25 protein-coding genes are annotated in these 24,793 nt (G+C 68.1%); 9 read left to right on the forward strand and 16 right to left on the reverse strand.

What is annotated here, in order from left to right:
• Nucleotides 1–41: 41 nt before the first annotated feature.
• From sufB to ABS88_RS05845, 4 genes are all read right to left on the reverse strand, one after another.
• The gene (gene sufB / locus ABS88_RS05830; protein WP_104959432.1) at nt 42–1,529 is read right to left on the reverse strand and encodes a Fe-S cluster assembly protein SufB; all 1,488 of its coding nucleotides are present in this window, start codon (nt 1,527–1,529) and stop codon (nt 42–44) included.
• Nucleotides 1,530–1,533: 4 nt separating this feature from the next.
• A complete protein-coding gene (locus tag ABS88_RS05835; protein WP_104959433.1) occupies nt 1,534–2,037 on the reverse strand; it encodes an Rrf2 family transcriptional regulator in 504 nt (167 codons plus the stop codon).
• A 295-nt stretch (nt 2,038–2,332) separates the two neighbouring features.
• Nucleotides 2,333–3,214 carry a helix-turn-helix domain-containing protein gene (locus tag ABS88_RS05840; protein WP_076074466.1) on the reverse strand — a complete coding sequence of 294 codons (882 nt, stop codon included), beginning with the start codon at nt 3,212–3,214 and terminating at the stop codon, nt 2,333–2,335.
• Between the two features lie 95 nt (nt 3,215–3,309).
• Complete coding sequence (locus tag ABS88_RS05845; protein WP_076074468.1) at nt 3,310–5,118, reverse strand: DUF885 domain-containing protein; 1,809 nt, start codon at nt 5,116–5,118, stop codon at nt 3,310–3,312.
• Nucleotides 5,119–5,201: 83 nt separating this feature from the next.
• On the opposite strand from ABS88_RS05845, the gene ABS88_RS05850 reads away from it, so the two are divergent.
• The 3 genes from ABS88_RS05850 (at nt 5,202) to ABS88_RS05860 (ending at nt 9,925) form a co-directional block, all read left to right on the forward strand.
• The gene (locus ABS88_RS05850; RefSeq protein WP_076074471.1) at nt 5,202–6,272 is read left to right on the forward strand and encodes a quinone-dependent dihydroorotate dehydrogenase; all 1,071 of its coding nucleotides are present in this window, start codon (nt 5,202–5,204) and stop codon (nt 6,270–6,272) included.
• Nucleotides 6,273–6,342: 70 nt separating this feature from the next.
• Nucleotides 6,343–8,034 carry a gamma-glutamyltransferase gene (gene ggt, locus ABS88_RS05855; RefSeq protein ID WP_212599090.1) on the forward strand — a complete coding sequence of 564 codons (1,692 nt, stop codon included), beginning with the start codon at nt 6,343–6,345 and terminating at the stop codon, nt 8,032–8,034.
• Nucleotides 8,035–8,095: 61 nt separating this feature from the next.
• Nucleotides 8,096–9,925 carry an AMP-dependent synthetase/ligase gene (locus ABS88_RS05860; RefSeq protein ID WP_199775062.1) on the forward strand — a complete coding sequence of 610 codons (1,830 nt, stop codon included), beginning with the start codon at nt 8,096–8,098 and terminating at the stop codon, nt 9,923–9,925.
• 368 nt (nt 9,926–10,293) lie between these two features.
• Here the strand turns inward: ABS88_RS05860 and ABS88_RS05865 are convergent, their stop codons facing one another.
• The 7 genes from ABS88_RS05865 to ABS88_RS05895 all read right to left on the reverse strand — a co-directional run bounded on the left by ABS88_RS05865 (nt 10,294) and on the right by ABS88_RS05895 (nt 14,924).
• A complete protein-coding gene (locus tag ABS88_RS05865; RefSeq protein WP_234002586.1) occupies nt 10,294–10,740 on the reverse strand; it encodes a hypothetical protein in 447 nt (148 codons plus the stop codon).
• Nucleotides 10,741–10,804: 64 nt separating this feature from the next.
• Nucleotides 10,805–11,533 (reverse strand): hydroxyacylglutathione hydrolase, encoded by a 729-nt coding sequence (gene gloB, locus ABS88_RS05870; protein ID WP_067181927.1) that lies wholly within the window; start codon nt 11,531–11,533, stop codon nt 10,805–10,807.
• 67 nt (nt 11,534–11,600) lie between these two features.
• The gene (locus ABS88_RS05875) at nt 11,601–12,692 is read right to left on the reverse strand and encodes an NAD(P)H-dependent flavin oxidoreductase (protein ID WP_076074473.1); all 1,092 of its coding nucleotides are present in this window, start codon (nt 12,690–12,692) and stop codon (nt 11,601–11,603) included.
• A gap of 1 nt (nt 12,693) precedes the next feature.
• The gene (locus ABS88_RS05880) at nt 12,694–13,131 is read right to left on the reverse strand and encodes a VOC family protein (protein WP_076074476.1); all 438 of its coding nucleotides are present in this window, start codon (nt 13,129–13,131) and stop codon (nt 12,694–12,696) included.
• 23 nt (nt 13,132–13,154) lie between these two features.
• A complete protein-coding gene (locus ABS88_RS05885; RefSeq protein WP_076074478.1) occupies nt 13,155–13,592 on the reverse strand; it encodes an acyl-CoA thioesterase in 438 nt (145 codons plus the stop codon).
• Nucleotides 13,593–13,601: 9 nt separating this feature from the next.
• Nucleotides 13,602–14,402, reverse strand: a complete 801-nt coding sequence (locus tag ABS88_RS05890; RefSeq protein WP_076074481.1) for an alpha/beta fold hydrolase — start codon at nt 14,400–14,402, stop codon at nt 13,602–13,604.
• 117 nt (nt 14,403–14,519) lie between these two features.
• Nucleotides 14,520–14,924: a MerC family mercury resistance protein gene (locus ABS88_RS05895; protein WP_076074483.1), complete on the reverse strand. Its 405-nt coding sequence runs from the start codon at nt 14,922–14,924 to the stop codon at nt 14,520–14,522.
• A gap of 149 nt (nt 14,925–15,073) precedes the next feature.
• Between ABS88_RS05895 and thrS the strand changes: the two genes are divergently transcribed.
• From thrS to ABS88_RS05915, 4 genes are all read left to right on the forward strand, one after another.
• Complete coding sequence (gene thrS, locus ABS88_RS05900) at nt 15,074–17,092, forward strand: threonine--tRNA ligase (RefSeq protein WP_104959434.1); 2,019 nt, start codon at nt 15,074–15,076, stop codon at nt 17,090–17,092.
• Nucleotides 17,089–17,850, forward strand: coding sequence for a sulfite exporter TauE/SafE family protein (locus tag ABS88_RS05905; RefSeq protein ID WP_067110498.1), 762 nt, complete (start codon nt 17,089–17,091; stop codon nt 17,848–17,850). The genes thrS and ABS88_RS05905 overlap by 4 nt, the downstream gene beginning before the upstream one ends.
• 77 nt (nt 17,851–17,927) lie before the next feature.
• Nucleotides 17,928–18,377, forward strand: a complete 450-nt coding sequence (locus tag ABS88_RS05910; RefSeq protein WP_234002587.1) for a DUF7662 domain-containing protein — start codon at nt 17,928–17,930, stop codon at nt 18,375–18,377.
• Nucleotides 18,374–18,739, forward strand: a complete 366-nt coding sequence (locus ABS88_RS05915) for a type II toxin-antitoxin system VapC family toxin (RefSeq protein ID WP_067110504.1) — start codon at nt 18,374–18,376, stop codon at nt 18,737–18,739. Before ABS88_RS05910 ends, ABS88_RS05915 begins: the two co-directional genes overlap by 4 nt.
• 9 nt (nt 18,740–18,748) lie before the next feature.
• On the opposite strand, the gene ABS88_RS05920 is transcribed toward ABS88_RS05915, so the two are convergent.
• Nucleotides 18,749–21,253 carry an ABC transporter permease gene (locus ABS88_RS05920; RefSeq protein ID WP_104959435.1) on the reverse strand — a complete coding sequence of 835 codons (2,505 nt, stop codon included), beginning with the start codon at nt 21,251–21,253 and terminating at the stop codon, nt 18,749–18,751.
• Between the two features lie 28 nt (nt 21,254–21,281).
• Nucleotides 21,282–21,983 carry an ABC transporter ATP-binding protein gene (locus tag ABS88_RS05925; RefSeq protein WP_076074491.1) on the reverse strand — a complete coding sequence of 234 codons (702 nt, stop codon included), beginning with the start codon at nt 21,981–21,983 and terminating at the stop codon, nt 21,282–21,284.
• Nucleotides 21,984–22,000: 17 nt separating this feature from the next.
• Between ABS88_RS05925 and ABS88_RS05930 the strand changes: the two genes are divergently transcribed.
• On the forward strand, nt 22,001–22,717 hold the full coding sequence (locus tag ABS88_RS05930; RefSeq protein ID WP_076074495.1) for an arylesterase: 717 nt from the start codon (nt 22,001–22,003) through the stop codon (nt 22,715–22,717).
• Between the two features lie 3 nt (nt 22,718–22,720).
• Here the strand turns inward: ABS88_RS05930 and ABS88_RS05935 are convergent, their stop codons facing one another.
• The gene (locus ABS88_RS05935) at nt 22,721–23,371 is read right to left on the reverse strand and encodes an MOSC domain-containing protein (protein WP_076074497.1); all 651 of its coding nucleotides are present in this window, start codon (nt 23,369–23,371) and stop codon (nt 22,721–22,723) included.
• Entirely contained in the window at nt 23,368–23,919 is a 552-nt protein-coding gene (locus ABS88_RS05940) for a MarR family winged helix-turn-helix transcriptional regulator (RefSeq protein ID WP_104959436.1), read from the reverse strand. The genes ABS88_RS05935 and ABS88_RS05940 overlap by 4 nt, the downstream gene beginning before the upstream one ends.
• Nucleotides 23,920–24,014: 95 nt before the next feature.
• On the opposite strand from ABS88_RS05940, the gene ABS88_RS05945 reads away from it, so the two are divergent.
• On the forward strand, nt 24,015–24,254 hold the full coding sequence (locus ABS88_RS05945) for a thioredoxin domain-containing protein (protein ID WP_067113722.1): 240 nt from the start codon (nt 24,015–24,017) through the stop codon (nt 24,252–24,254).
• Nucleotides 24,255–24,332: 78 nt separating this feature from the next.
• Here ABS88_RS05945 and ABS88_RS05950 read toward each other — a convergent pair whose 3' ends face one another.
• On the reverse strand, nt 24,333–24,791 hold the full coding sequence (locus ABS88_RS05950) for an outer membrane beta-barrel protein (RefSeq protein ID WP_067113725.1): 459 nt from the start codon (nt 24,789–24,791) through the stop codon (nt 24,333–24,335).
• Nucleotides 24,792–24,793: the final 2 nt, after the last annotated feature.

The following is a 24,793-nucleotide window of genomic DNA, read 5'->3' on the forward strand; positions in this document are numbered from 1 at the left end:
GGTGGAAAGGCGTCTTGCCTGATCTATGAGCGTGGGGTTTATCACCCGACCGACCCCTCCAGCGAAATCCCCAGCAGCTTCTGCGCCTCCACCGCGAACTCCATCGGCAGCTGCTGCAGCACTTCTTTCGCGAAGCCGTTGACGATCAGCGCCACCGCCTCTTCCTGCGAAAGCCCGCGCTGCATCGCATAGAAAAGCTGGTCGTCGCTGATCTTGCTCGTCGTCGCTTCATGCTCGACCTGCGCGCTCGGGTTGCGGACCTCGATATAGGGCACGGTGTGCGCGCCGCACTGGTCGCCCAGCAGCAGGCTGTCGCACTGGGTGAAGTTGCGCACGCCCTCGGCGTTCGGCGCGACGCGGACGAGGCCGCGGTAGGTGCCGTTCGACTTGCCGGCGCTGATCCCCTTGCTGACGATGGTCGAGCGGGTGCGCTTGCCGTTGTGGATCATCTTGGTGCCGGTGTCGGCCTGCTGGTAATTGTTCGTCACCGCGACCGAATAGAATTCGCCGACGCTGTCGTCGCCGTTGAGGACGCAGCTCGGATATTTCCACGTGATCGCGCTGCCGGTCTCGACCTGCGTCCACGACGTCTTCGACCGCGCGCCCTGGCACAGCGCGCGCTTGGTCACGAAATTATAGATGCCGCCCTTGCCTTCGGCATCGCCGGGATACCAGTTCTGGACGGTCGAATATTTGATCTCGGCATCGTCGAGCGCGACCAGTTCGACTACCGCGGCGTGAAGCTGGTTCTCGTCGCGCATCGGCGCCGTGCAGCCTTCGAGATAGCTGACATAGGCGCCCTTGTCGGCGACGATCAGCGTCCGTTCGAACTGCCCGGTATTTTCGGCATTGATGCGGAAATAGGTCGACAGCTCCATCGGGCAGCGCACGCCCTCCGGCACATAGACGAAGGTGCCGTCCGAGAAGACCGCGCAGTTGAGCGCCGCGAAATAATTGTCGTGCATCGGCACGACGCGGCCGAGCCACTTCTTCACGAGGTCGGGATGCTCGCGGATCGCCTCGCTGATCGACAGGAAGATGACGCCGGCCTTCTTGAGCTCTTCGCGGAAGGTCGTCGCGACAGAAACGCTGTCGAACACGGCGTCGACCGCGACCTTGCGCGCGCCCTCGACCCCGGCGAGCACCTTCTGCTCCTCGATCGGGATGCCGAGCTTTTCGTAGACTTTCAGAATCTCGGGATCGACCTCGTCGAGGCTCGACACCTTCGGCTTCGTCTTGGGCGCCGCATAATAGTACGCGTCCTGATAGTCGATCGGCGGGACGTTGAGCTTCGCCCAGTCGGGCGGCGTCATCGTCAGCCAGTGGCGATAGGCCTTCAGGCGCCAGTCGAGCATCCATGCGGGCTCGCCCTTCTTGGCGCTGATGAAGCGCACCGTGTCTTCGCTCAGCCCCTTGGGCGCGAATTCCTGTTCGATCGGCGAGGACCAGCCATGCTCGTAATCGGCGACGCGCAACGCGGCCTCGCGAGCGGCCTGGTCCTTGAGGGCGGTTTCGGGTGTATCGGTCATGTCTCTAACTCGTCGCCCCGGCGAAGGCCGGGGTCGCTGTCTTTTTATCCTGCGGCGCCGGAGCGGGCCCACCGGCGACCTCCGCCTTTGCAGGCGCAACGGTAAGGGTCGCGAGGCTGATGTCCGCGAGCGCCGCGCGCACCGCGCCGTTGACGATGCCGAGGTGCGGCTGAATCTGGCAACTGCCCTCGAAACCGCAGTCGTGGCGGCCTTCGTCGCAGCAGGCGGTCAGCGCGATCGGGCCTTCGACCGCCTCGATGATCTCGGCGATGTTGATCGCCGCGGCGGGCCGTGCCAGCCGGACGCCGCCGCCGCTGCCGCGCGAGGCGACCAGCAGTCCGGCGCGGGCAAGCAGGCTCACCAGCTTCTGCGCCGTCGGCCCCGGAATGCCCGTCTGCTCGGCCAGCCGCGCGGCGTGCAGCGGCCCGGAACCGACTTGGGACCCGCACTGACGCGCGGCGGCGCTCATCAGCACCACGGCATAATCGGCAAGGTTGGACAGGCGCACGGATTTCCTCGCTGGAATTGCGAATGATTCTTAACTGGAGTAAATTACTCCACTTATATAGGCGAGCCAAGCGCGGGGTGCAAGCAAGGCGATTTTGTGCGGCGCAAATAAAAAGGCACCCGCCCGGCCGAAGCCGAACGAGTGCCGAGATGAAGGTCTCAGTCCTCGTGAAAAGGAAGAGCTCTTCTGGGTCGCAATGCCCGATTATGCGCGCGCCGCGATTCGCGATTGTATGAAAACGCCAAATCGACGCGATCAAAAATTTTGATGGTAAATGCGGCCATCGCCGACTCGCCTATGTGTCCGACACGATCGGGCTGACCTTGCCCGCGAGCTGCTTGCGTCCGCGCGTCGTTGCCTCGGTATAGAGCGTCGGCGTCGCCAGCTGTCCCGGCGTCGCGCCGGCGAAGCGCTTGATCTCGCGGATCAGGTGCGACTGGTCGTAGAAGGCGTCGCCAAGATGCGCCGATTCGAGATCCTCGCCGCGCGCCAGCGCCGCGGCGGCGCGGACGGCGCGATATTTGCGCGCCAGCATGCGCGGCGATAGGCCATAGAAATGCTTGGTCATCCGTTCGACCGAGCGGATCGACATGCCGGTGGCCGCGACCAGGTCGGGAACGTGGGGGGATGCCGTCTCGGTCAGCCAGCGGTCGACGGTGCGGATGAACCACATCGGCGCCGGCTCGCCCCGCTTCAGCACCTCGCGCACGAAATTGTTGCCGATGACCAGCCGTTCGGCGTCGCTCGACGCATCGTGGAAGCGGCTTGCGACCTCGTTCACCCAGTCGCCGAACAGGTCGGCGGCGTCGATCGCGCGATCGGTCAGCTTTTCGGCGTCGGCGCCCATCAGCGCCGCCCAGCCCGCCGGCAGCATGCCGAAGCCGAAGATCTGCGTCGGGCCATTGCTGATCGCGCGCACCCGCCCGCTCGTCGGCCCGACGATATTGGCGCGGCACACCGATGTGCGATGACCGTCGGCAAAGACATATTCGCCGTCGGCCACGGTCAGGAAGCGGAACTGCGGCCGGTCGGCGCGTTCATATTCGTCGAAGCGCGGCATGTTGATGCGCGCGCAGTAAAAGCTCGACACCATCTCCGCCAGATCGGGATCGGGCGGAAAATAGTGAAGCTCGAACGGCGCGCTGCTCCCCGCGCCCGCGGACGCATTGTCTGACATGACGAACGACCCTCGGCGGCTTTATTGCCGCCTTGTTTCCAACATGTATAATTTTCCATAAGCGGCGGGGCGTCAAGCCGCAATGATCGGAGGTGTCAGGCGCTTTCGTGCGCGATCCACGCATCGACGCGCCGTTCCATGACGTCGAGCGGCACCGGCCCCGATTGCAGCACCACGTCGTGGAAGGCGCGGATGTCGAAACGCTCGCCCAGCGCCGCCTGCGCGCGGGTGCGCAATTCCATGATCTTGAGCTTGCCGATCAGATAGGCGGTCGCCTGACCCGGATAGACGATATAGCGCTCGATCGCCTTTTCGATGTCGCCGTCGGGGTTGGGGGTGTTGTCCTTGAGATAGCGGATCGCCTGCTCGCGGCTCCAGCGCTTGTCGTGGATGCCGGTATCGACGACGAGCCGGCACGCGCGCCACAATTCCATGCCGAGCCGGCCGAAGTCGCTGTAGGGGTCGGTATAGAAACCCATGTCCTTCGCCAGCTCCTCCGAATAGAGGCCCCAGCCCTCGGTATAGGCGGTGAAGCCGCCGAAGCGGCGGAAGGGCGGCAGGCCGGTGAGTTCGGTCTGCACCGCGCGCTGGAGGTGGTGGCCGGGAACCCCCTCATGATAGGCGAGTGCCTCGAGTTCGGTCTTCGACATGTCGCGCAGGTCGTAGAGATTGACGTAATAGGTGCCCGGCCGCGACCCGTCGGGCGACGGCGACTGGTAAAAGGCCTTGCCCGCCGATTTCTCGCGGAACGCCTCGACCGCCTTCACCTGCAGATGCGCCTTGGGCAGCGTGTTGAAGAAGGCGGGCAGCCGCGCCTCCATCGCCGTGACCCGCGTCGCGACGTCGGCGAGATAGGCCTCGCGCGTCGTGTGATAATATTGCGGGCTGGTGCGCAGATGCTCGAAGAACTGCGGCAGCGTGCCTTTGAAGCCGACCTTCGCCATGATCGCCTTCATCTCGCCGTGGATGCGCGCGACTTCGCGCAGGCCAAGGTCGTGGATCTCGGCCGCGCTCATGTCGGTGGTCGTGTAATTGGCGAGCAGCGCCTGATAATAAGCGGCGCCGTCGGGCAGGCGCCAGATGCCGTCGGCGGTCGGCGCGTCCGCCTGCTGGCGCTTCATCTCGGCGAGCAGGCGGCCATAGGCCGGCCCGGCGCTTTCGGTCCACGCCGCCCGCGCGGCGTCGACCAGCCGCGCCTTCTCCGCATCGGTCGCCTCGAGCTTGCCGACCTTCGCGGCGATGTCCTCGATCACCGCATTGTCGGGCTTCATCAGATTCTCGATGTCGGAGATGACATAGGCATAGACCCATTTGGGCGGCTGGATGCCCTTTCGCGCGCGCGCGGCCGATTGGGCGCTCAGCGCGTCGAGAACGGGGCCGAGGCCGCGGATGCGGTCGACATAGGCCTGCGCCTCGGCGGCGCTGGAGACGCGGTGGATATTGATGAGGAAGGCGGGAAGCCGGCTCTGCGCGCCGTTCATCTGGTCGAAGATATAGGCATGGTCGCGAAAGGCGAACAGCCGGTCCGCCCGCTCCGCCTGCGCGTTGAACAGTTCGAACGACAGCGCGTCGTCGGGCGAAAGCGTCCGCGGGTCGAAGCTGGCGCGCATCGCCTCCGCCGTCGCCTGCTGGAGCTTGTGGCTCGCGACCTCGGCCTCGTCGCCGACATCGTTCCAGCGGCCATAATCCTGGTCGCGGATGCCGCGATAGGCCTTGCCCTGCGGGCTCAGCGAAAGCTGCGCGGCATCATATTGCTCGAAGAAATCGGCAAGCCCCGCGCCGGCGGGCGGAACGGGGATCGACGCGGCGGCGGGCGCCCGCTCGGCGGCCACCGGGGCGCAGCCCGCGATAGCGAGCGCGATCAGGCAGGTGGACAGGCTGGCGGCGATGCGGCGGTGCGACACGATAATCTCCTGTTATGTCCGGCGGATTTGCCCGATCCGCTGTGGGGCTTGCCATAGCGGCCGGCGCGGCGCAATGGCGGGCCATGTCGCTCTTCGCCTCCGCCTGCGATGCCGCCTATGCGCTGGCCCGCCCGATCGTCCACGCCACCGATGGCGAGGCCGCGCACAATCTGACGCTCGCCGCGCTCCAGCCGCTGCCGCGCGCGCGGCGCGCGCTGACCAGCCCGGCGCTCGCGACCGAATTCGCGGGTCTGTCCTTCCCCAATCCGGTCGGGCTCGCGCCCGGCTTCGACAAGGATGCGCGCGTCGCGCACGCGATGCCGCATTTCGGCTTCGGCTTCGTCGAGGTCGGGACGCTGACCCCGCTGCCGCAGGCGGGCAATCCGCGCCCGCGCCTGTTCCGGCTGGTCGAGGACGGCGCGATCATCAACCGCATGGGCTTCAACAACGGCGGGCAGGCGGCGGCGGCCGGACGGATCGCCTGCCTGCGCCGCCACGGCCTGCCGGTGCCGCTCGGCATCAACATCGGCGCGAACAAGGATAGCGTCGATCGCATCGCCGACTATGCGAAGGGCACCGCGGCGATGGCGCCGCTCGCCGATTATCTGACCGTCAACATCAGCTCGCCGAACACGCCGGGACTGCGCGCCCTGCAGGACAAGGGCGCGCTCGAGGCGCTGCTTGACGGCGTCGCGGCGGCGCAGCTCGCAGGGGCCGTGAAACCCGTGTTTCTGAAGGTCGCGCCCGATCTGGAGCCCGCCGACATCGACGATATCGTCGCAGTGGCGCTCGACAAGCGGCTCGCGGCGGTGATCGTGTCGAACACGACGATCACGCGCCCGCCGCTCGCGTCGCGCCACGCGGGCGAGACCGGGGGGCTGTCGGGCGCGCCGCTCGCCGAACTGGCGCTTCGGCGCGTCCGGGATTTCCGCACCGCGAGCGGGGGCACGCTGCCGCTGATCGCCGCGGGCGGCATCGCGTCGCCCGAACAGGCGTGGGAGCGCATCCGCGCGGGCGCCAGCCTCGTCCAGCTCTATTCGGCGATGGTCTATGAAGGGCCGGGCCTTGCCGGCCGCATCGCGCGCGGACTGGAAGCGCTCGCCGCGCGCGACGGCTTCGTGCGGGTGGCCGACGCGGTGGGAGCGGGCGGCTAGGCGAAGACCCGTGCCAAGGAAGAAGAGGTCGGGGTTGCGCTGGCCCAAGGGCCGCGCCAATGTCGCGCGCATGATCAAACGACTCCTCGCCGCGCTCAGCCTCTTCGTCCTTGCCGTTCCCTCCCTCGCCGTCGCGCAGGGCGTGACCTCGTCCGCCGACCCGCGCGCGACCGAGGCGGGGCGCGCGATCCTCGCCGACGGCGGTTCGGCCGCCGATGCGGCGATGGCGATGATGCTCGTCCTGACCCTCGTCGAGCCGCAGTCGAGCGGGGTCGGCGGCGGCGGGCTGCTCGTCTATCACGACGCCGCGAGCGACAGCATCGCGACGATCGACGGCCGCGAAACCGCGCCCGCGGCGGCGAAGCCCGACCGCTTCCTGGGGCCCGACGGCAAGCCGCGCCCGTTCATGGAGGTGGTGCCGGGCGGCCTGTCGGTCGGCGTGCCCGGCAACGTCCGCCTGATGGAGATGGCGCACGGGAAATGGGGCAAGCTCGAATGGAAGGCGCTGTTCCAGCCCGCGATCAGGCTGGCGGAGGAGGGGTATCAGGTGACGCCGGTCCTCCACAACTGGCTGGTCCGGTTCGAGGAGCTGTGGAAGGATTTCCCCGCCGCGCGCGCGATCTATTATATCGACGGCAAGCCCGCACCGGTCGGCGCGACGATCCGCAACCCCGCCTATGCCGCGCTGCTCCGCGACATGGCGGCGCGCGGTCCCGATGCCTTCTATACCGGCGCCAATGCCCGCGCGATCAGCGCGGCGGTCGCCGGATCGAAGCGTAACCCGGCGCAGATCTCCGCGAAGGATCTCGCCGCCTATCGGGCGAAGGACCGGCCGGCGGTGTGCACCACCTACCGCGTCTACAAGGTCTGCGGCATGGGGCCGCCCTCGTCGGGGGCGACCACCGTCTTCGGCATCCTCGGCCTGCTCGAAGGTTGGGACATGAAGGCGATGGGCAAGGACAACCCGATGAGCTGGCACCTGCTGGCGGAGGCGATGCAGCTTGCCTATGCCGATCGCGCCAAATATCTGGGCGACGGCGATTTCGTTTCGGTGCCCGTCGCCGGGCTGCTCGACAAGGCGTATCTGGCCGGGCGGCGCCAGCTCATCTCGCCCTTCGGCGCGGCGGGCCGTTATGAAGCGGGCAACCCGCCGGGGGCCGAACCGCGCACCACTTCGGGGCCGGTCGCCGAACATGGCACGACGCATTTCGTCGTCGTCGACCGCGCCGGCGACGTCGCCTCGATGACCTCGACGGTCGAGAGCATTTTCGGCAGCCACCTCAACGTCAACGGCTATTTCCTCAACAACGAGCTGACCGATTTCGACCACAGCCCGGTGCAGGGTGGCGCGCCCGCAGCCAATCGGGTGCAGGCGGGCAAGCGGCCGCTGTCGTCGATGTCGCCGACGATCGTCTATGGTCCCGACGGCAAGGTCGTGCTCGCGGTCGGCTCGGCGGGGGGCAAGCGCATCATCATGCACGTGACCAAGACGCTGATCGGCGTGCTCGACTGGGGCCTGTCGGCCGAGGATGCGATCGCGCTGCCCAACCTGTTCTTCGGCCAGCAGGGCGTGCTGATCGAGGACGATGCGGCGGGCAAGGCGATCGCCGCGAAGATGCAGCCCTTCGGCTATGCCTTCACGCCGACCGAACTGGGATCGAAACTCAACGCGGCGCAGCGCGTCGACGGCGTCTGGCACGGCGCCGCCGATCCGCGCGGCCCCGGATCGGCGTCGGTCGACGGCTCGCCGCCGCAGGGGTGATGCGCCGGCTTTCCGGTCGGCACGATGACGAACGATCCAACCTCTCTGGGAGAGTAGAGGAATGAAGCTGGAAAACCCCCATCTCGACCATTTCCCCAGTCTCGTCGCGATGTTCTTCGACCGCGCCGAGCGGGGCGGCGAGACGCCTTTCCTGTGGCGCAAGGCCGATCGCGCTTGGCAGCCGCTGTCGTGGCGGCAGGTCATGAACCAGGTCGCCGCGCTGGCATATAATCTGCGCCGGCTGGGGCTGCGCGACGGCGACCGCGTCGTGCTGGTCAGCGAGAATCGCCCCGAATTCTGTATCGCCGACCTCGCCATCATGGCGGCGGGGTGCATCACCGTGCCGACCTACACCACCAACACCGAGCGCGACCACCAGCATATCCTCGACAACAGCGGCGCCAGCGCGGTGATCGTCTCCACCGCCAAACTCGCGCGGACGCTGATGCCTGCGGTGCTGCGCTCGAACGTGCGGCTGGTTATCAGCATGGAAAGCCTGCGCGTCGGCCAGCAGGGCAATGTCGCGATCCACGACTGGGACCCGCTGGTCACGGGGGGCGAGGCGCATCTGGAGGAGGCAAAGGCGCGGGGCCTGGCGATGACGCGCGACGACACTGCCTGCCTCATCTACACCAGCGGCACCGGCGGCGCGCCGCGCGGCGTGATGCAGCATCATGGCGCGATCCTGCACAATGCGGCGGGCGCGGCCGAAGTGCTGGTCAATGATTTCGGCATCGGCGACGAGGAGGTGTTCCTGTCCTTCCTGCCGCTCAGCCATGCCTATGAGCATTCGGGCGGACAGTTCCTGCCGATCATGGTCGGCGCGCAAATCTATTACAGCGAGGGGCTCGAAAAGCTCGTCTCGAACATCGAGGAGACGCGGCCGACGATCATGGTCGTCGTCCCGCGCCTGTTCGAGGTCATCCGCGCGCGGATGATCAAGGCGGTCGAAAAGCAGGGCAAGCTGGCGAACTGGATGCTGAGCCAGGCGCTGCGCGTCGGCGAAAAGGATTATGAGCGGCGCATGGGCGTGCTCGACCGTCCGGTCGACCTGCTGCTCAACAAACTGTTCCGCCCGAAGATCCAGAAGCGTTTCGGCGGCCGGATGAAGGCGCTGGTGTCGGGCGGCGCGCCGCTGAACCCCGAAATCGGCGTTTTCTTCCATTCGATCGGCCTGACCCTGCTGCAAGGCTATGGCCAGACCGAGGCGGGGCCGGTGATCAGCTGCAACCGCCCCGCGGCGGGGCTGAAGATGGACACGGTCGGCCCGCCGCTGATGAATACCGAGGTGCGGATCGCCGACGACGGCGAGATCTGCGTGCGCGGCGAACTGGTCATGAAGGGCTATTGGCGCAACCCGGCCGAGACCGAGCGCGTGCTGGTCCCCGATCCGGCCGAGCCCGACAAGGGGCCGTGGCTGCACACCGGCGACATCGGCCATATCGACGAGGCGGGCCGCATCGTCATCACCGACCGCAAGAAGGACCTGATCGTCAACGACAAGGGCGACAATGTCTCGCCGCAGCGTGTCGAGGGAATGCTGACGCTCCAGCCCGAGATATTGCAGGCGATGGTCTATGGCGACAAGCGCCCGCACCTGGTCGGCCTGCTGGTTCCCGATCCCGAATGGATGGACGAATGGGCCGAGGCGGAGGGGTTGCCGAAAGACCTGAAGCTGCTGCGCGAGCACGAGAAATTCCGCGCCGCGATCCGCGCTGCGGTCGACCGGGTCAACGCCCAGCTCTCGGTGATCGAGAAGGTGCGCAAGTTCGACTTCGCCGACGAACCCTTCACGATCGAGAATGAACAGATGACGCCGTCGATGAAGATCCGCCGCCACGTGCTGAAGCAGGTCTATGCCGACAAGATCGCGGCGCTGTATCGGGGGTGATGCATGTCGTGTCCCCGCGCAGACGGGTCGGAAAGAGTCCATGGTCTGCGGGGATCCGGGTTCGGCTTCCTTCCGTCAGCCTGAACTCGTTTGGCGTATATATCCTTCGGACGGAACGCGGCACGTTATGACATGGTGCTTCGGACTCTGATGACTTTGGATTGACCACGTCATTGCGAGCGGAGCGAAGCAATCCAGAGCGATTTATGCATGCTCTGGATTGCCGCGCGGCTTCGCCGCTCGCAATGACGAGTCCGTCTGATGTCGTCATGGTCTAACGAAAAGGATGGCTTTTCATCGGAGCAGGCGGGGCTGCGACCCGAGAGCTCGGCGCAAACCGAACCCCGCCTGCGGCCGGGCCTGTCGGCTCAGCCTTCGTCCCCCGCCGGTTTGCGATAGGGGATGAAATCGCCGAAGACGCACGTCGGTCCGCGGATGCCGCTGCCGCGGTCGACCAGGTGGAAGAAATCGCCGCTGCATGTCTGGGTGCCGAACTGGCGCACCACCATGATGTCGCTGTCGCGCGCGAGGCCGGGGCAGCGGCCTTTCAGGTCGTTGCGATAGACGATGCGACTTCCCTGCCGATAGAGCAATATATCGTCCGACACGCGGATCGTATCGGCGCTCGCATAGTGCGGCAGGCACCGGACCGGCTCGCCCGCGACCTTGCCGGCCAGATATTTGTCGAGCGTCCGGCTCTGTTTCGGGGTCAGCGCCGCGGCGCCGGCATCGGCGCTGCCGGCGGGAGCGCAACTCGCGATCAGCGGCATCGCGCCGATCAGCGCCGCCGCATATACCGGATTCAGCCTGGCCATGATCGGACTCCTTGCATTCGGCACGATGCGCCAGGGAGGATGAATGCGCGCTGAAGCCGCCGCATCACGCGGCATCCTTGAGCGCGCGGATGCGCCCGAGCTCGGCGGCGGTGGGCGCGCGCAGGAAGGGGTTCGTCGCGCGTTCCGCGCCGATGCTCGTCGGCACCGTCGGCTCGCCGGCGGCGCGCGCCGCCTCGACCGCGGCAAGGCGGTCCGCGAGCGCCCGGTTGTCGGGGTCGACCGTCACCGCGAAGCGCGCGTTCGACAGCGTATATTCGTGCGCGCAATAGACGCGCGTCGCGTCGTCGAGCGTCGCGAGCCGCTGCATGTTGGCGAACATCTGCTCGGCCGTTCCCTCGAACAGCCGGCCGCATCCCATCGCGAACAGCGTGTCGCCGACGAAGATCGCGGCGTCGTCGGCGAAATGATAGGCGATATGGCCCGCCGTATGCGCGGGCACGTCCCAGACGTCGGCGACATGCGATCCCAGCCGTACCCGGTCGCCGTCCTTCACCAGTCGGTCGGCGGTCGGAATGCGTTCGCGCTCGGCGGCGGGGGCGATGATCTCGCAGCCCGTCTTCGCCTTGATATCGGCGTTGCCGCCGGTGTGGTCGGGGTGCCAGTGGGTGTTCCAGATCGCGGTGATCGGCCAGCCGCGCCGGTCGGCTTCGGCCAGCACCGGATCGGCGACCGACGGGTCGACCACCATCGTCTCGAAGCTTTCGGGATCGTGGACCAGCCAGACATAATTGTCGCTGAGGACGGGGATGCGGACGATGTCGAGCGCAGCCATGCTCTTTTCTCCTTCGCGGTCCGGCCTCTTGCCCTGATGACGGAGCGGGCGGGCGCCGACCTTGGCGTCAGCGCGATTGTGGCGGGTGCGATCCGCTTCCGTCAAGCCGCGCGAGGGCTTCGCTGGCGAGCCGCTCGGTCAGGGCACGGGCGGTGCCGGCGCGGCCCAGCGGTGCCGCCTGTCCCGCCCACAGCGGCGAGAAATCGCCGCCGCCCTGCGCTTCGTTCGCCTTGCGCAGCGGTGCGAGCGCGGCGGACGCATGGGGGAAGGGCGGCGCGGCGTCGGCCATCGGCCCCAGTTCCGCGACCAGCCGGTTGCGCATGCCGCGCGCGACGCCGCCCGAAAACAGGTTGGTGAGCAGCGTCGCCTCGGCCTCCGGTCCGTTCAGCGCACGGCGGTGCGCGGCACTGATCGGCGCCTCGTCGGTGAACAGATAGGCGGTGCCGATCTGCACCCCCGCCGCGCCGAGCATCAGCGCGGCGGCAACCCCGCGCGCGTCGGCGATGCCGCCCGCCGCGATGACCGGGCAGGCGACGGCGTCGACGACCTGCGGCACCAGCGCCATCGTCCCGATCTGGCTGTCCGGTTCTTCGCCCAGGAACCAGCCGCGATGGCCGCCCGCTTCATAACCCATGGCGATGATCGCGTCGCAGCCGCGCGCCGCTAGGTGTCGCGCCTCGGCAACGGTGGTGGCGCTCGACACGATCGCGATGCCGGCGGCGCGCAGCGGCGCGAGCAGCGCCTCGTCGGGCAGGCCGTAATGGAAGCTGGCGACCGCGGGCTTCGCCGCGACCGCCGTTTCGCCCATCGCGGCGTCGAACGGCGCGCGCAGCGGCGGCGGGGGGCCGGCGTTGGCGATGCCATATTCGGCATAATAGGGTGCCAGTGCTGCCTGCCATGCCGCGGTGTCGGGTGCGGGCGGCAGGCGATGGCAGAAGAAGTTGAGGTTGAGCGGCGCGTCGCTCCGCTCGCGGATCGCCGCCACCGCCGCGGCGACGCCGTCGGGGGTCAGCATGCCGCACGGCAGCGAGCCGAGCGCGCCCCCGGCCATCGCGCCGACGATCATGTCGGTCGACGTCGCGCCCGCCATCGGCGCCTGGACGATCGGATGCCGCGTCCCGAACAGCCCGGTCAACCGGCGATCGGGCCAGCCGGGCATCCTACCAGCTTCCGACGTTCGGCATCGACGCCCAGGGTTCCTGCGGCGGCAGATGGCCGTCCTGCAGCAGCTCGACCGAAATGCCGTCGGGCGAGCGCACGAACGCCATATGCCCGTCGCGCGGCGGACGGTTGATCGTCACTCCCGCGTCCATCAGCCGCTGGCACGTCGCATAGATGTCGTCGACGCGATAGGCGAGGTGGCCGAAGTTGCGGCCGCCCGTATAGGTTTCGGGGGCGCTGCCGTCCTCGGGCGGCCAGTTGTGCGTCAGCTCGACCTCGGCGATCCCCGCCTGTCCCGGCGCGGCGAGGAAGATCAGCGTGAAGCGGCCCTGCTTGCTGTCGAAGCGGCGCACTTCCTCGATCCCGATCAGCTTGAAGAAGGCGATGGTGGCGTCGGGGTCGGTGACCCGGATCATCGTGTGGAGATATTGAACCATGAAACCTGTCTAGGATCAGGACCCTAGGCGCGCAACGCCCGTCCTTCAAACGCTTCGAACAACGCCAGGAACGCCTCCGGCACCGGCGAAGCCGCCCCGCGCGCCTCGGCGACGTGGACGTTGACGATCCGCCCGGCGGCGCGCAGCTCGTCCTTGCCCTTGCCGTGCAGCTCGAACAGGAAGGTCAGCGAACTGCGCCCGGCGCGCTCGGCGCGGACGCAGATGTCGATCTCTTCGTCGAGCAGGATCGGAGCCTTGTAATCGACCTCCGCGCGCGCGACGTGGAATTCGGGGCTGCTGTGATCCGGCCAGCGGTCATAGACGCCCGCCGCGCGCCAATATTCGGTGACGCCGATGTCGAAATATTCGAGATAGCGGCTGTTGAACACCACCGCCTGCGCATCGATCTCCGCATAGCGGACGCGCTTGGTGACGTGAAAACGAAAGTCGCTGCGGGCCATGGTTGTCCTTCAGGCTGGATGGGCCGCGAATCGCGCGACCGTGTCGATGAGCAGGGCGATGTCGCCGTCGCGCGACAGGCGGTGGTCGCCGCCCTTGACGAGCGTCACCTGCACGTCGTCGCTCGCCAACGCCGCGGCGAGGCGCAGGCTGATGTCGGGCGGGACGTCGCCGTCCTCCTGCCCGTGGAGCAGGCGGACCGGGCAGGTAAGGGGGATCGTGCCATCCAGCAGCCGGTTCGCTTCGCCCGATTCGAAGAGGGCGCGCGTCGTCACATAGGGCTGGTCGCCGTAGGGCGTATCTTCGATCAGCGCGCCCTCTGTGCGGATGATCGCCTTTTCGGCGTCGCTGAAACCCCATTCGGTGAAATCGGGCGCTGCGGCGATGCCGACGAGGCCCGCGACGCGCCGCGGCCCGTCGCGCTGCGTCAGCGCGAGCGCCGTCAGCAGCATCAGCCAGCCGCCCATCGACGATCCGACGAGCAGCACGCGCCCTTCGACCTTCGCGTCGATCAGGTCGAGCACGTCGCCGCGCCAGTCGAGCAGCGTCTGTTCGGCGAACTGACCTTCGGACAATCCGCATCCCGCATAATCGAGCAGCAGGCAGGCGCGCCCTTCCGCCGCCGCCCAGGCGAGCAGCGCCGTCGCCTTGCCGCCCGCCATGTCGGACATATAGCCGGGCAGGAAGACGATCGTCGGTCCCGCGCCAGTGACATGGCGATAGGCGAGGCGCGGGCGCCCCGGCCGATCGAGCCAGGCGGGCGCTGCGGCCGTGCCGGCAACGGGGAGGGGAGGGAGCTGTCGTCTCTCCATGGACGGGGGCGGTTCCTGTTCTGGCGGCGGCGGATCGAATATCGAGACCCGCTGCCCCTAGCCCGCGTGCAGGGGGCCTGCAAGCTCTCCGCCCCGCTGCCCCCGGAAGCCGCCGATTTATCCGCGGCGATGGCGGAACCGCCAGTTGAGGCCGTGCGCGCTCGCGAGACTCAGCGCGCCGAGCGAGGTGAACAGCCGGTCGGCGGTCTCGGGATCGCCAAGCGCGATCCATTGCCCGTGCGCCGCCAGCCCCAGCGTCAGCAGCAGCAAGCCCGCCGCTGCCAGTATCGCGGGCAGCCGTCGGCGATGATGCCGCCAACCGCCGGCCATCGCGACCCACGCCGCGGGCAGCGCCAGCAGCAGCACCGCGGCATGAAAGCTTTCGGGCAGGCCGAGCCACGGCGCGAGCGCCGGCGCCAGCAGCAGGAGCAGCGGCAGCAAAAGGCAATGGACGAGGCAACCGAACGAGAGGGTGATTCCCGCAAGGTCGGCGACGCGGGAACGGGGGACGGGAATGCACATGGGGCGAATCCTTCGCGGTGGCGATGCGTGCCGCCTCCATAATGATACATTATATCATTGCAACCCCGATTGCGAATCCGCCCCTTGCCGCCCATATCGCATGCTGGCAAAGGGGCGCAGTTTCCCTCGCCAGAAAGGCCGATTTCCCAATGTCCGAGATGATCCGCGTCACCCTTCCCGATGGCTCTGCCCGAGAAGTCGCGCGCGGCACGACCCCGGCGCAGATCGCGGCGGATATCGGCCCCGGGCTCGCGAAGGCCGCGCTTGCCGCGCGTGTCGACGGCGAGGTGCGCGACATCATGCGCCCGCTGGAGGCCGATAGCAGTCTCGCGCTCATCACCAGCCGCGACGAGGCCGACGCGCTCGAACTCGTACGCCACGACTATGCGCATATCCTGGCCGAGGCGGTGCAGGCGCTGTGGCCGGGGACGCAGATCACCTTCGGCCCCGCGACCGACGACGGCTTCTACTATGACGTGAAGGCGCCCGACAGCCGCGAACCCTTCTCGATGGACGACCTGCCCGCGATCGAGGAGAAGATGCGCGAGATCATCCGCGCCGACAAGCCGCTGCGCCGCGAGGTCTGGAGCCGCGACGCCCTGATCGCCAAGTGGGAAAAGGACGGCGAGGTCTTCAAGGCCGAATGGGCGAAAGAGCTGCCCGAGGGCGAGGATCTGACCGTCTATTGGTCGGGCCCCCCTCATCAACCCGGCTCCTGGCTCGACATGTGCCGCGGCCCGCACCTCGCGAGCACGGGCAAGGTCGATCCGCAGGCGTTCAAGCTGATGCGGGTGGCGGGCGCCTATTGGCGCGGCGATCAGCGCAATGCACAGCTGACGCGCATCTACGGCACCGGCTGGCTGAGCAAGAAGCAGCTCGACGCGCATCTCCACAAGCTGGAGGAAGCCGCGAAGCGCGACCATCGCCGGCTGGCGCAGGAGATGGACCTGTTCCACCTCCAGCAGGAAGCGCACGGCAGCGTCTTCTGGCACCCCAAGGGCTATATCGTCTGGCGCGAGCTCGAGGCCTATATGCGCCGCGCGATCGACGGCGCGGGCTACAAGGAGGTCAAGACCCCGCAGGTGATGGACGCGCGCCAGTGGGAGCAGTCGGGCCATTGGGGCAAGTATCGCGAGAATATGTTCGTCATCCCCGACGAGGTGCCGAACACCGAGGACGAGGGCCCGCTCGTCTCCGACGCCGCCGAATGGATGGCGCTCAAGCCGATGAACTGTCCGGCGCACGTCCTGATCTTCCGCCAGGGGATCAAATCCTATCGCGACCTGCCGCTGCGCATCTACGAGAATGGCTGCTGCCACCGCAACGAGCCGCACGGCGCGCTCCACGGGTTGATGCGCGTCCGCCAGTTCACGCAGGACGACGCGCATATCTTCTGCCGCGAGGACCAGATCATCGACGAGGTGCAGAGCTTCTGCCAGCTCGCCGACCGCATCTACAAGGATTTCGGCTTCTCCTATGCGATCAAGCTCGCGCTGCGGCCCGACAATCGCTTCGGCAGCGATGAGATCTGGGACGTCGCAGAGGCCGAACTGCGCGACGCGGTGGTGCGCGCGGGGCTCGCGACCGACGACTATGGCTGGGGGGAACTGCCGGGCGAGGGGGCTTTCTACGCGCCCAAGCTCGAATGGCACCTGACCGACGCGATCGGGCGGACGTGGCAGGTCGGCACGATCCAGTCCGACCGCGTGCTGCCCGAGCGGCTCGACGCCAGCTATATCGGCGAAGACGGCGAGCGGCACCGGCCGATCATGCTCCACCGCGCGATCTTCGGCAGCTACGAGCGCTTCATCGGCATATTGATCGAACATTATGCGGGTCGCTTCCCGACCTGGCTCGCGCCCGTGCAGGCCGTGGTCGCGACGATCGTCAGCGACGCCGACGATTATGCCACGGGCGCCGCGGCGCAGCTTGCGGCCGCGGGCATCCGCGTCGAGACCGATCTGCGCAACGAGAAGATCAATTACAAGGTGCGCGAACACAGCCTGGCGAAGGTTCCCTACCTCCTGGTCGTCGGCAAGCGCGAGGCCGAGGAAGGGACGGTCGCGATCCGCACCCTCGGCCAGGACGGCCAGCGTATCCTGCCGCTTGCAGAGGCGATCGCGATGCTGAAGGACGAGGCGACGCCGCCGGACCTGCGGCCCGCTTGACGGGCCTCGACGATCTGGTCGGCCTCGCGCCGCTGACGATCGCGGGGGCGGCGGCGATGACGTTCGGCGCCGCCTATGTGCGCGGACTCACCGGTTTCGGCATGGCGATCATCCTCGTGCCGCTGCTCGGCCTGATCATCGCGCCGGCGCAGGCGGTGACGCTGGGCATCCTGCTGCAACTGCTGATCGGTCCGGTCGGGCTGGGGCCGATCATCCACGATTCGGACCGCGCGAGCGCGATTCCGATCGCTCTGATCGCGGTGGTCACGACGCCGCTGGGGATGCTGGCGCTGAAAGGCGTGACGCCCGATGTCGCGCGGCTGCTCATCACCAGTGTCGCGGTGGGCGCCTTCGTCGCGGTGCTGCTGCCCAAACAGCCCGAGGGACACCAGCCGGGTCGGCTCGCAATCGGGGGCACCGGGTTCGCCGCTGGGATATTGACGGGTTTTGCGGCGATGCCGGGGCCTCCGGTCGTTCCTTTCTATTACCGTCGTCCCCTCGAACCGCGCGTCGCGCGGGCGTCGATGCTGCTGATCTTCTTTGCGACCGCCATCGCCGGTACGCTCGCGTCGATGTGGGTCGGGCTGGCGACGTGGCGGCTGTTCCTGCTGGCCGTGCTGCTGTTCCTGCCGATGTGGCTGGGCAACCGCCTCGGCGGCCGCCACTTCGGCCGCGTGGCGCCGCATGTCTGGCAGGCGATGGTGGCGGTCGTGCTGGGCGTTGCCGCCGTTTCCGCCGTGGTGCGGCTGCTGAACTGACCGTTTCAGCGGGAGAATAGTTTTCTTGACATAAAAATAGTTTCGAACTATTCTGGCTGCGAAATGGAGTGACGATCATGGGAAAATATCGGCCACTTGCCGATTTCCTGGCGACGGTTCCGGATGATAGCTGGGACGCGACCTTCGCCGAAATCGAAAGGATTCTTCGCTTCAAGCTTCCTCCGAGCGCGCACCAGCACCGTGCGTGGTGGGCTAACCAGTTTCGCGGCCATCATAGCCAGGCGAAGGCGTGGATCGATGCCGGATGGGAAACGCGCGAAATCGACCAGCAACGCGGACGGGTCCGCTTCGAACGGGTGAGAAACCATAGCCGCACTGGGCGCGCTGTCGCGGATGACGACCTGTGGGACCAAGCCGCGCGGATCAGTGGCATTCGCGACCGCAAGGCGCTCGAACGCGCGGCGGTGTCGGCGCTGCTGCAGCGCGAAGCCGGCCGGGCGCTGGCGCTGATGGGGGGAACGATGCCCGATGCGGCTGCGCCGCCGCGCGAACGACCCTCTGTATGATATTAGTCGATACGTCGGTCTGGATCGATCATCTGCGCCGCGCCAATGCAGCGCTTGCCCTTGCCCTGTCCGAGGGAGAGGTATGCCAGCATCCATTCGTCACCGCCGAATTGGCGCTGGGATCGCTTGCGGAGCGGGCGAGATTCATCGCGATGCTGGCCTACCTTCCTCCGATGCCCGTCGTCGATCATAGTCGCCTGCTCGCATTCATTTCCGATCACCGCCTGTTCGCTACCGGATTGGGCATGGTCGATGCTCATCTGCTGGCATCGGTTGCCGGCGAATCGGGCGTGCGGCTATGGACCCTCGACAAGCGGCTGTTCGACCACGCCAAGCGTCTTGGGTGCTCGTATCGCCCGTGAAGGGATCGGTCACAGACTCCGCAGCGCCTGCGCGGGGCGGGCCGAGAGCAGGGGCCAGCTTCCCGCGATGCCGATCAGGAAAGCGAGGCCGGCACCGCCGAGCAGGGTCAGGCCGACGATCAGCGGATCGGGCGCGAAGGTGAAATCGAACAGCTCGACGACCACATAGGCGGCTGCGGCGAGCCCGAGCCCCAGCGCGAGCAAAGCGACGATGCCGGCCAGCGCCGCATATTCGAGCGCCTGCGCGCCCAGTATCTGTCCGCGCGTCGCGCCGAGCAGCTTCAGGATCACGCTGTCGTAGACGCGCCGCTCGCGACTGGCGGCGATCGCGCCGATCAGCACCGCGATGCCCGCGAGGATCGCGATGCTTGCCGCGACCGCGATCGCCTGGCTCATCTGGGTGAGGAGGGTCGTGACCTGGCTGACGACGTCGCGCACCGCGATCAGCGAGGCCGAGGGAAAGGCGCGCGGCACGCTCCGCGAAAGTTCGGTCTCTGCCGTCGGTCCCACGGCCACGGTCGCGACCATGTTGTGCGGCGCCGCGTCGAAGGTGCCGGGCGAGAAGACGAGGACGTAGTTGAGCCCGAAATTCTCCCAATCGACGGTGCGGAAGGAGGCGACCTTCGCCTGCACCTCGACCCCCAGCACGTTGACGCCAAGCGTGTCGCCGAGCCGCAGCCCCAGCGACGCCGCGACCTCCTGCTCGACGCTGACGAGCGGTGGGCCCCGATAGCCCGCGTCCCACCAACGCCCGGCAACGAGCGTGCTGCCCGCGGGTAACGTGGCGCTGTAGGTCAGGCCGCGGTCGCCGCGTAGCACCCATGCGCCCTCCGGCAGTTCGGCCAGTTCGTCGACGCGCTGACCCCGGAACTCGGTGACGCTGCCGCGCAGCGCCGGGATCATGTTGATCGCGGCATCGGGATCGGCGCGCGTCACCAGCGATCGGAAATCGGCGGCGCGGTCGCGCGGAATATCGAGGATGAAGAAACTCGGCGCGCGCTGCGGCACGGTGCGCGCGATCTCCGCCGTGATGCTCGTCTGAATCGCCGCGAGCGCGACGAACAGGGTGAGGCCGAGCCCGAGCGCGACGACGAGCGCGCCGGTCGCGGCGCCGGGGCGGTGGAGATTGGCGAGGGCGAGGCGCGGCAGCGGGCGGTGCGGTCGCGGAAGGCGGCCCGCGACGCGCCGCACCAGCCAGCCGAGCCCGACCAGCACGACGAGCAGCGCGGCGGCTGCGGCGACGAAGCCCAGCGCGAACAGCGGCTCGCGCGCCGTCGCGACCGCGAGCGCGACGATGGCGGCGAAGGCGACGCCGACCGCCGCCAGCACGCGCGCCTCGATCCGTCCGGCGCCGCTCACCGTCGCGCGGTAGAGTCCGGCAGCAGGAACGCGGCGGGTCGCCGCGAGCGGCGGCAGCGCGAAGGCGACGGCGATCAGCAGACCATAGGCGGCGCTGACCGCGAGCGGCAGCGGATAGAGCGCGAAACCGGGCCGCACCGGCAGCACGTCGCCCGCGATCGCGCCGATCGCTGCCGGCGCGACGGCACCGGCGGCAAGCCCGGCGACGATGGCGAGCGCCGCCACGGTCAGAATCTGCAAGCCATAGATGCGCGCGACGGTCGCGCTGTCGGCGCCCAGCACCTTCAGCGTGGCGAGGCCGGGCCGCTTTCCCGCGAGATAGCTGGCGACGCCGTTGCCGACGCCGATCCCGGCGATCACCAGCGCCGCGAGCCCGACGAGCGACAGGAACTGACCCATGCGCTCGATGAAGCGGCGCGTTCCCGGTGCGCCGTTGCTGCGGTCGGTGAGGTCCCAGCCCGCATCGGGAAAGGCGGCGGTCAGGTTCTTGCCCACCGCGGCCGGATCGGCGTCCGCTGGCAGGCGGATGCGATACTTGCTTTCGTAGAGGCTGCCCGGCTGGATGAGCTGCGTCGCCGGCAGGTCGTCGATGCCGATGATCGCGACCGGCCCCAGCGTGAATCCCTCGCCCAGCCGGTCGGGCTCGTCGGCGATGATACCGTCGATGCGGAACGCCTTTTCGCCGAATTTCAAACTCGATTGCGGTTCCAGCCCAAGCCGCGAGGCGAGGTCGGTGCCGATCCAGACCGTTCCCGGCGGCGGGGAGCCGCGCCGTGCGCCGCTCGCCAGCCGCATTGTGCCATAGAGCGGATAGGCGTCGTCGACCGCCTTCAGCTCGGCGAGCAAAGCCTCGCCGTCCGGCGCATTCGCCATCGCGCGCATCCGTACCGTGGCGGAGGTTGTCCCCGCGAGGCGGAACGCCGCCATCTCTTCGGCGCTCGCCTGCCGCTGCGGCAGCGCGAGCTGGAGGTCGCCGCCGAGGATCGTCTGGCCGCGCGCCTCGAGCTCGGCGGTGATGCCGCTGGTCAGGCTGCCGATCGCGGCGAGCGTCGCGACGCCGAGGAACAGGCAGACCGCGAGCAGCCGCAGGCCGCGGATGCGCGCGGCGAGGTCGCGCCGCGCGATCCGCCAGAGCGTGGCGAGGGCGGGGGTCAATTTGCGCCTCTTCGAAGGATGAGCCTGTTCACGGTGCCCGCTCCTCGATCCGGCCGTCGTGCATCACGACGACGCGGTCGCAATGGTCGGCGAGTGCCGGGTCGTGGGTGATGATGAGCAGCGTCGCGCCCAGCGCGGCGCGGCGTGCGAAGATCAGGTCGATGATCGCGTGGCCGGTCGCGGTATCGAGGTTGCCGGTCGGCTCGTCGGCGAAGATGATCGCGGGCTCGCCCGCCATCGCGCGCGCGATGGCGACGCGCTGCTGCTCGCCCCCCGAAAGCTGTGCGGGATAATGCGTCAGGCGGTGGCCGAGCCCGACCGCCTCCAGCTCCGCCTGCGCGCGTCCGAACGGATCGGCGTGCCCTGCGAGTTCGAGCGGCACCGCGACATTTTCGAGCGCGGTCATCGTCGGGAGCAGATGGAAAGCCTGGAGCACGATCCCGATCCGCCCGCGCCGCGCCCGTGCGAGCGCATCCTCGTCCATCGTGCCGAAATCGAGCCCGGCGACGCGGATCGTCCCGCCGCTCGCGCGTTCGAGCCCCGCAAGCACCGCCATCAGCGAGCTTTTGCCCGAGCCCGAGGGGCCGAGCAGCGCGACCGATGTGCCTGCGTCGACCGTCAGGCCGACCCCGCGCAAAATTTCGACCGGGGCCTTGCCGGTTCCCAGCGTCAGCGTCACATTATGGGCGGCGATCGCCGGTTCGGGCGATGCGGAGAGCGCGTCGGTCAAGAAAGGACCCTTTGGAGATGAAAACGGCCGGATGGCGTTCGATGCTGCTATATGGTTGCATGCTCGCGCTTTGCCAACCGCTCGCGGGTTGCGGGTCGGCGGATACGCCCGCGGCCCCGAAGGGCGACGGCGCATCGCATGCGCAGGCCGCGCCCGCGCTCCCCGCCGATGCGCCGTTGGTCATCGCATTCGGCGACAGCCTCTATGCGGGCTATCAGCTCGGACCGAAAGAGGGGCTGGCGCCGCAACTTCAGGCCGCGCTGACCGCCGATGGCGTCGTGGCGCGGGTGCAGAATGCCGGCGTGTCGGGCGATACCAGCGCGGCGGGACGCCAGCGGCTGGCCTATGTCCTCGACAATGCCCGACAGAAACCCGCGCTCGTGCTGCTGGGGCTCGGCGGCAACGACATGCTGCGCGGCATCGGTCCCGATCAGACGCGCGCCAACCTCGACGCGATGCTGGCGGAACTCAAGCGGCGCGATATCCCGGTGCTGCTCACCGGGATGATGGCGGCGCCCAATCTCGGCAGCGATTATGAGAAGAAATTCAACCCCATATATCCCGATCTTGCCGCGAAATATGGGGTCAGCTTCTATCCCTTCATCCTCGACGATGTCGTCACCGACCCGTCGCTGATGCTCGCCGACCATCTGCACCCCAATGCCAAGGGAGTGAAAGTCGTCGTGCAGGGCCTTGCGCCGCTGGTCGAGGCGGCGCTCCCCGCCGCCGGGTAGCGATCAGGGCGCGATCAGCTTCTCGGCGCGCCTGCGCCAGTTTCCCGCCAGCGTGTCGAGCGCCGCCAGATCGCGGACCGCCGCCGGATCGCGCTTTCCGGCGCCGCCGATCAGCAGCGCGAAGACGCGCGCGATCGTCCAGTCGGGCAGCGGCCGCGCGATCAGATCGAGCGTGTCGCCCGCCGCGACCGTTCCTTCCTCGATCACCCGGTAATACCAGCCGCTGCGGCCGGTCTTCACCACCGTCGCGGGCACGCTTGCGATGCCGAAGCGGTGGCCGAGCTTCCAGCACGGCTGGCGCCCCTGGCTGACCTCGATCAGCGCGGTGCCGAGCCGGTAGCGGTCGCCGATGCACACCGCGTCCTCGACCATGTCACGGGTCGACAGATTCTCTCCGAACGCACCGGGCGCGGCGAGCAGGGGATGGCCGCCCAGTCGCTTTATCCACCAGGGATAATGGTCGCGCGGATAATGATGGATCGCCTTGTCGGGACCGCCATGCACGGTCAGGTCGCCCTGCTCGTCGCCCGCGATGCCGAGGAAGCCGACGTGCCGCGACCCGGCGACGGGCGTCTTGCCGATCGCGCTCGGTTCGCCGCTATCGCCGAAGGCGCGCGCCTTGCCGGTCAGAAGCGCGTCGATGGCGATGCTCATGCGGCCTCCTGCTCGATGCAGATGGCGCGCGAATCGGTTTCGTCGAGCGGCACGTCGAGCAAGGCGCAGCGATGCGGGTTCCCGCCTTCGGCATCGCGGCGGAAATGCCGGCAGTTGGCGCACAGGCCGAAGGGGCGGTGGCCGCGCGCGGCGAGAAAGCCGCCGAGCATGCGGGCGAGCAGCGCCTCCAGCGCCGCGCGGTCGGCCGGCGCCATCGGGGCGAGCATCGCCTCGGCAATCGTGTCGGGGGCGGAGGCGAGCAGCGTCTCCCCTTGGGGTGTGAGGGCGAGCCGGACCAGCCGCCGGTCGCCCGCGTCGCCCGTCCGCGCGACGAGCCCCTTGCGTTCGAGCGTCGCCACGGTCTGCGACACCGTTCCCTTGGTCTGTCCCAGCCATGCGGCGAGCGCCCCCGGCGTGCGCGAAAAGCGGTTCGCGGCCGCCAGATAGCGCAGCGCCTGCCACTGCACGGGCTTGAGCCCCGCGGCGTGGCCGTCGCCCGCGATCAGGCGCGCGGTGCGCGTCAGCATGTCGGTCAGGTCCTGCGTCATCTCTTTTTAGTATCGACTAAAAACCATTTGCACAATCCCGGTGGGCATGACAGATGCATTGTATCGACTCGATACTTTTTAAAAGGAGACGAACCATGACCGAGAAGGCGATTTTCTATCATGCCGGATGCAGCGTCTGCCTCGACGCCGAGCAGGTGGTGGCCGACGCGATCGACCCCGCGCGCTACGACGTCGAACGCGTCCATCTGGGCGAAACACCGGGCCGCGTCCCGGAAGCCGAAAACGCCGGGGTCCGCTCGGTGCCGGCGCTGGTGCTCGGCGGGCAGGCCTATCATATCAATTTCGGCGCTCCGATCGACGCGCTGAGGGCATGACCGTCCCGGCGCCCTGACGCCAATGAAAAAGGGGCGCACCGCGGTGCGCCCCTTTCCTTTTCAGCTCTGGCGGTCGCCTTAGAAGGCGAGGCCGACGCCGACGCCGAAGGTGTCGTGGTCGCTGAAGTTGTTGATGAACTGATGGCGATATTCGATCTTGCCATAGACGTTCTGGCCCAGCTTGTGCTGATAGCCGGCGCCGACATAGGGGTCGTCGATCTGGCCGAAGGTGTAACCCGCGTTGACATAGGCCTTGCCGTTGGTGCCGACATTGGCGCCCGCGCGGCCACCGGCCGAGAACTGGACGTCGAAGCCCTTCTTGAGAACCTTGTCGCCGGCGATCTCGGCGCCGATGAAGGTCGTCTGGCCGGCGTTCAGGTCATAGCCGCCCGCGATGCCGAGCGTGGCGTCGTCGAGCCCGCCGCCCGAGATGTAGCCGCCGCGCACTTCGACGCGGGCTTCGCCGCCGTCGGCGGCAAGGGCGGGGGTGGCAACGACCGCGGTGAGGAGAGCGGCGGCAACTGCGAACTTTTTCATGT

This window comes from Sphingopyxis sp. SCN 67-31, assembly GCF_001725095.1.

Coding starts and splice junctions, on each gene's coding strand:
- sufB (WP_104959432.1), bottom strand. CDS start 1,529: ATGACCGATACACCCGAAACCGCCCTCAAGGACCAGGCCGCTCGCGAG.
- ABS88_RS05840 (WP_076074466.1), bottom strand. CDS start 3,214: ATGTCAGACAATGCGTCCGCGGGCGCGGGGAGCAGCGCGCCGTTCGAG.
- ABS88_RS05850 (WP_076074471.1), top strand. CDS start 5,202: ATGTCGCTCTTCGCCTCCGCCTGCGATGCCGCCTATGCGCTGGCCCGC.
- ggt (WP_212599090.1), top strand. CDS start 6,343: ATGATCAAACGACTCCTCGCCGCGCTCAGCCTCTTCGTCCTTGCCGTT.
- ABS88_RS05860 (WP_199775062.1), top strand. CDS start 8,096: ATGAAGCTGGAAAACCCCCATCTCGACCATTTCCCCAGTCTCGTCGCG.
- ABS88_RS05865 (WP_234002586.1), bottom strand. CDS start 10,740: ATGGCCAGGCTGAATCCGGTATATGCGGCGGCGCTGATCGGCGCGATG.
- gloB (WP_067181927.1), bottom strand. CDS start 11,533: ATGGCTGCGCTCGACATCGTCCGCATCCCCGTCCTCAGCGACAATTAT.
- ABS88_RS05875 (WP_076074473.1), bottom strand. CDS start 12,692: ATGCCCGGCTGGCCCGATCGCCGGTTGACCGGGCTGTTCGGGACGCGG.
- ABS88_RS05880 (WP_076074476.1), bottom strand. CDS start 13,131: ATGGTTCAATATCTCCACACGATGATCCGGGTCACCGACCCCGACGCC.
- ABS88_RS05885 (WP_076074478.1), bottom strand. CDS start 13,592: ATGGCCCGCAGCGACTTTCGTTTTCACGTCACCAAGCGCGTCCGCTAT.
- ABS88_RS05890 (WP_076074481.1), bottom strand. CDS start 14,402: ATGGAGAGACGACAGCTCCCTCCCCTCCCCGTTGCCGGCACGGCCGCA.
- ABS88_RS05895 (WP_076074483.1), bottom strand. CDS start 14,924: ATGTGCATTCCCGTCCCCCGTTCCCGCGTCGCCGACCTTGCGGGAATC.
- thrS (WP_104959434.1), top strand. CDS start 15,074: ATGTCCGAGATGATCCGCGTCACCCTTCCCGATGGCTCTGCCCGAGAA.
- ABS88_RS05910 (WP_234002587.1), top strand. CDS start 17,928: ATGGGAAAATATCGGCCACTTGCCGATTTCCTGGCGACGGTTCCGGAT.
- ABS88_RS05915 (WP_067110504.1), top strand. CDS start 18,374: ATGATATTAGTCGATACGTCGGTCTGGATCGATCATCTGCGCCGCGCC.
- ABS88_RS05930 (WP_076074495.1), top strand. CDS start 22,001: ATGAAAACGGCCGGATGGCGTTCGATGCTGCTATATGGTTGCATGCTC.
- ABS88_RS05935 (WP_076074497.1), bottom strand. CDS start 23,371: ATGAGCATCGCCATCGACGCGCTTCTGACCGGCAAGGCGCGCGCCTTC.
- ABS88_RS05940 (WP_104959436.1), bottom strand. CDS start 23,919: ATGACGCAGGACCTGACCGACATGCTGACGCGCACCGCGCGCCTGATC.
- ABS88_RS05945 (WP_067113722.1), top strand. CDS start 24,015: ATGACCGAGAAGGCGATTTTCTATCATGCCGGATGCAGCGTCTGCCTC.
- ABS88_RS05950 (WP_067113725.1), bottom strand. CDS start 24,791: ATGAAAAAGTTCGCAGTTGCCGCCGCTCTCCTCACCGCGGTCGTTGCC.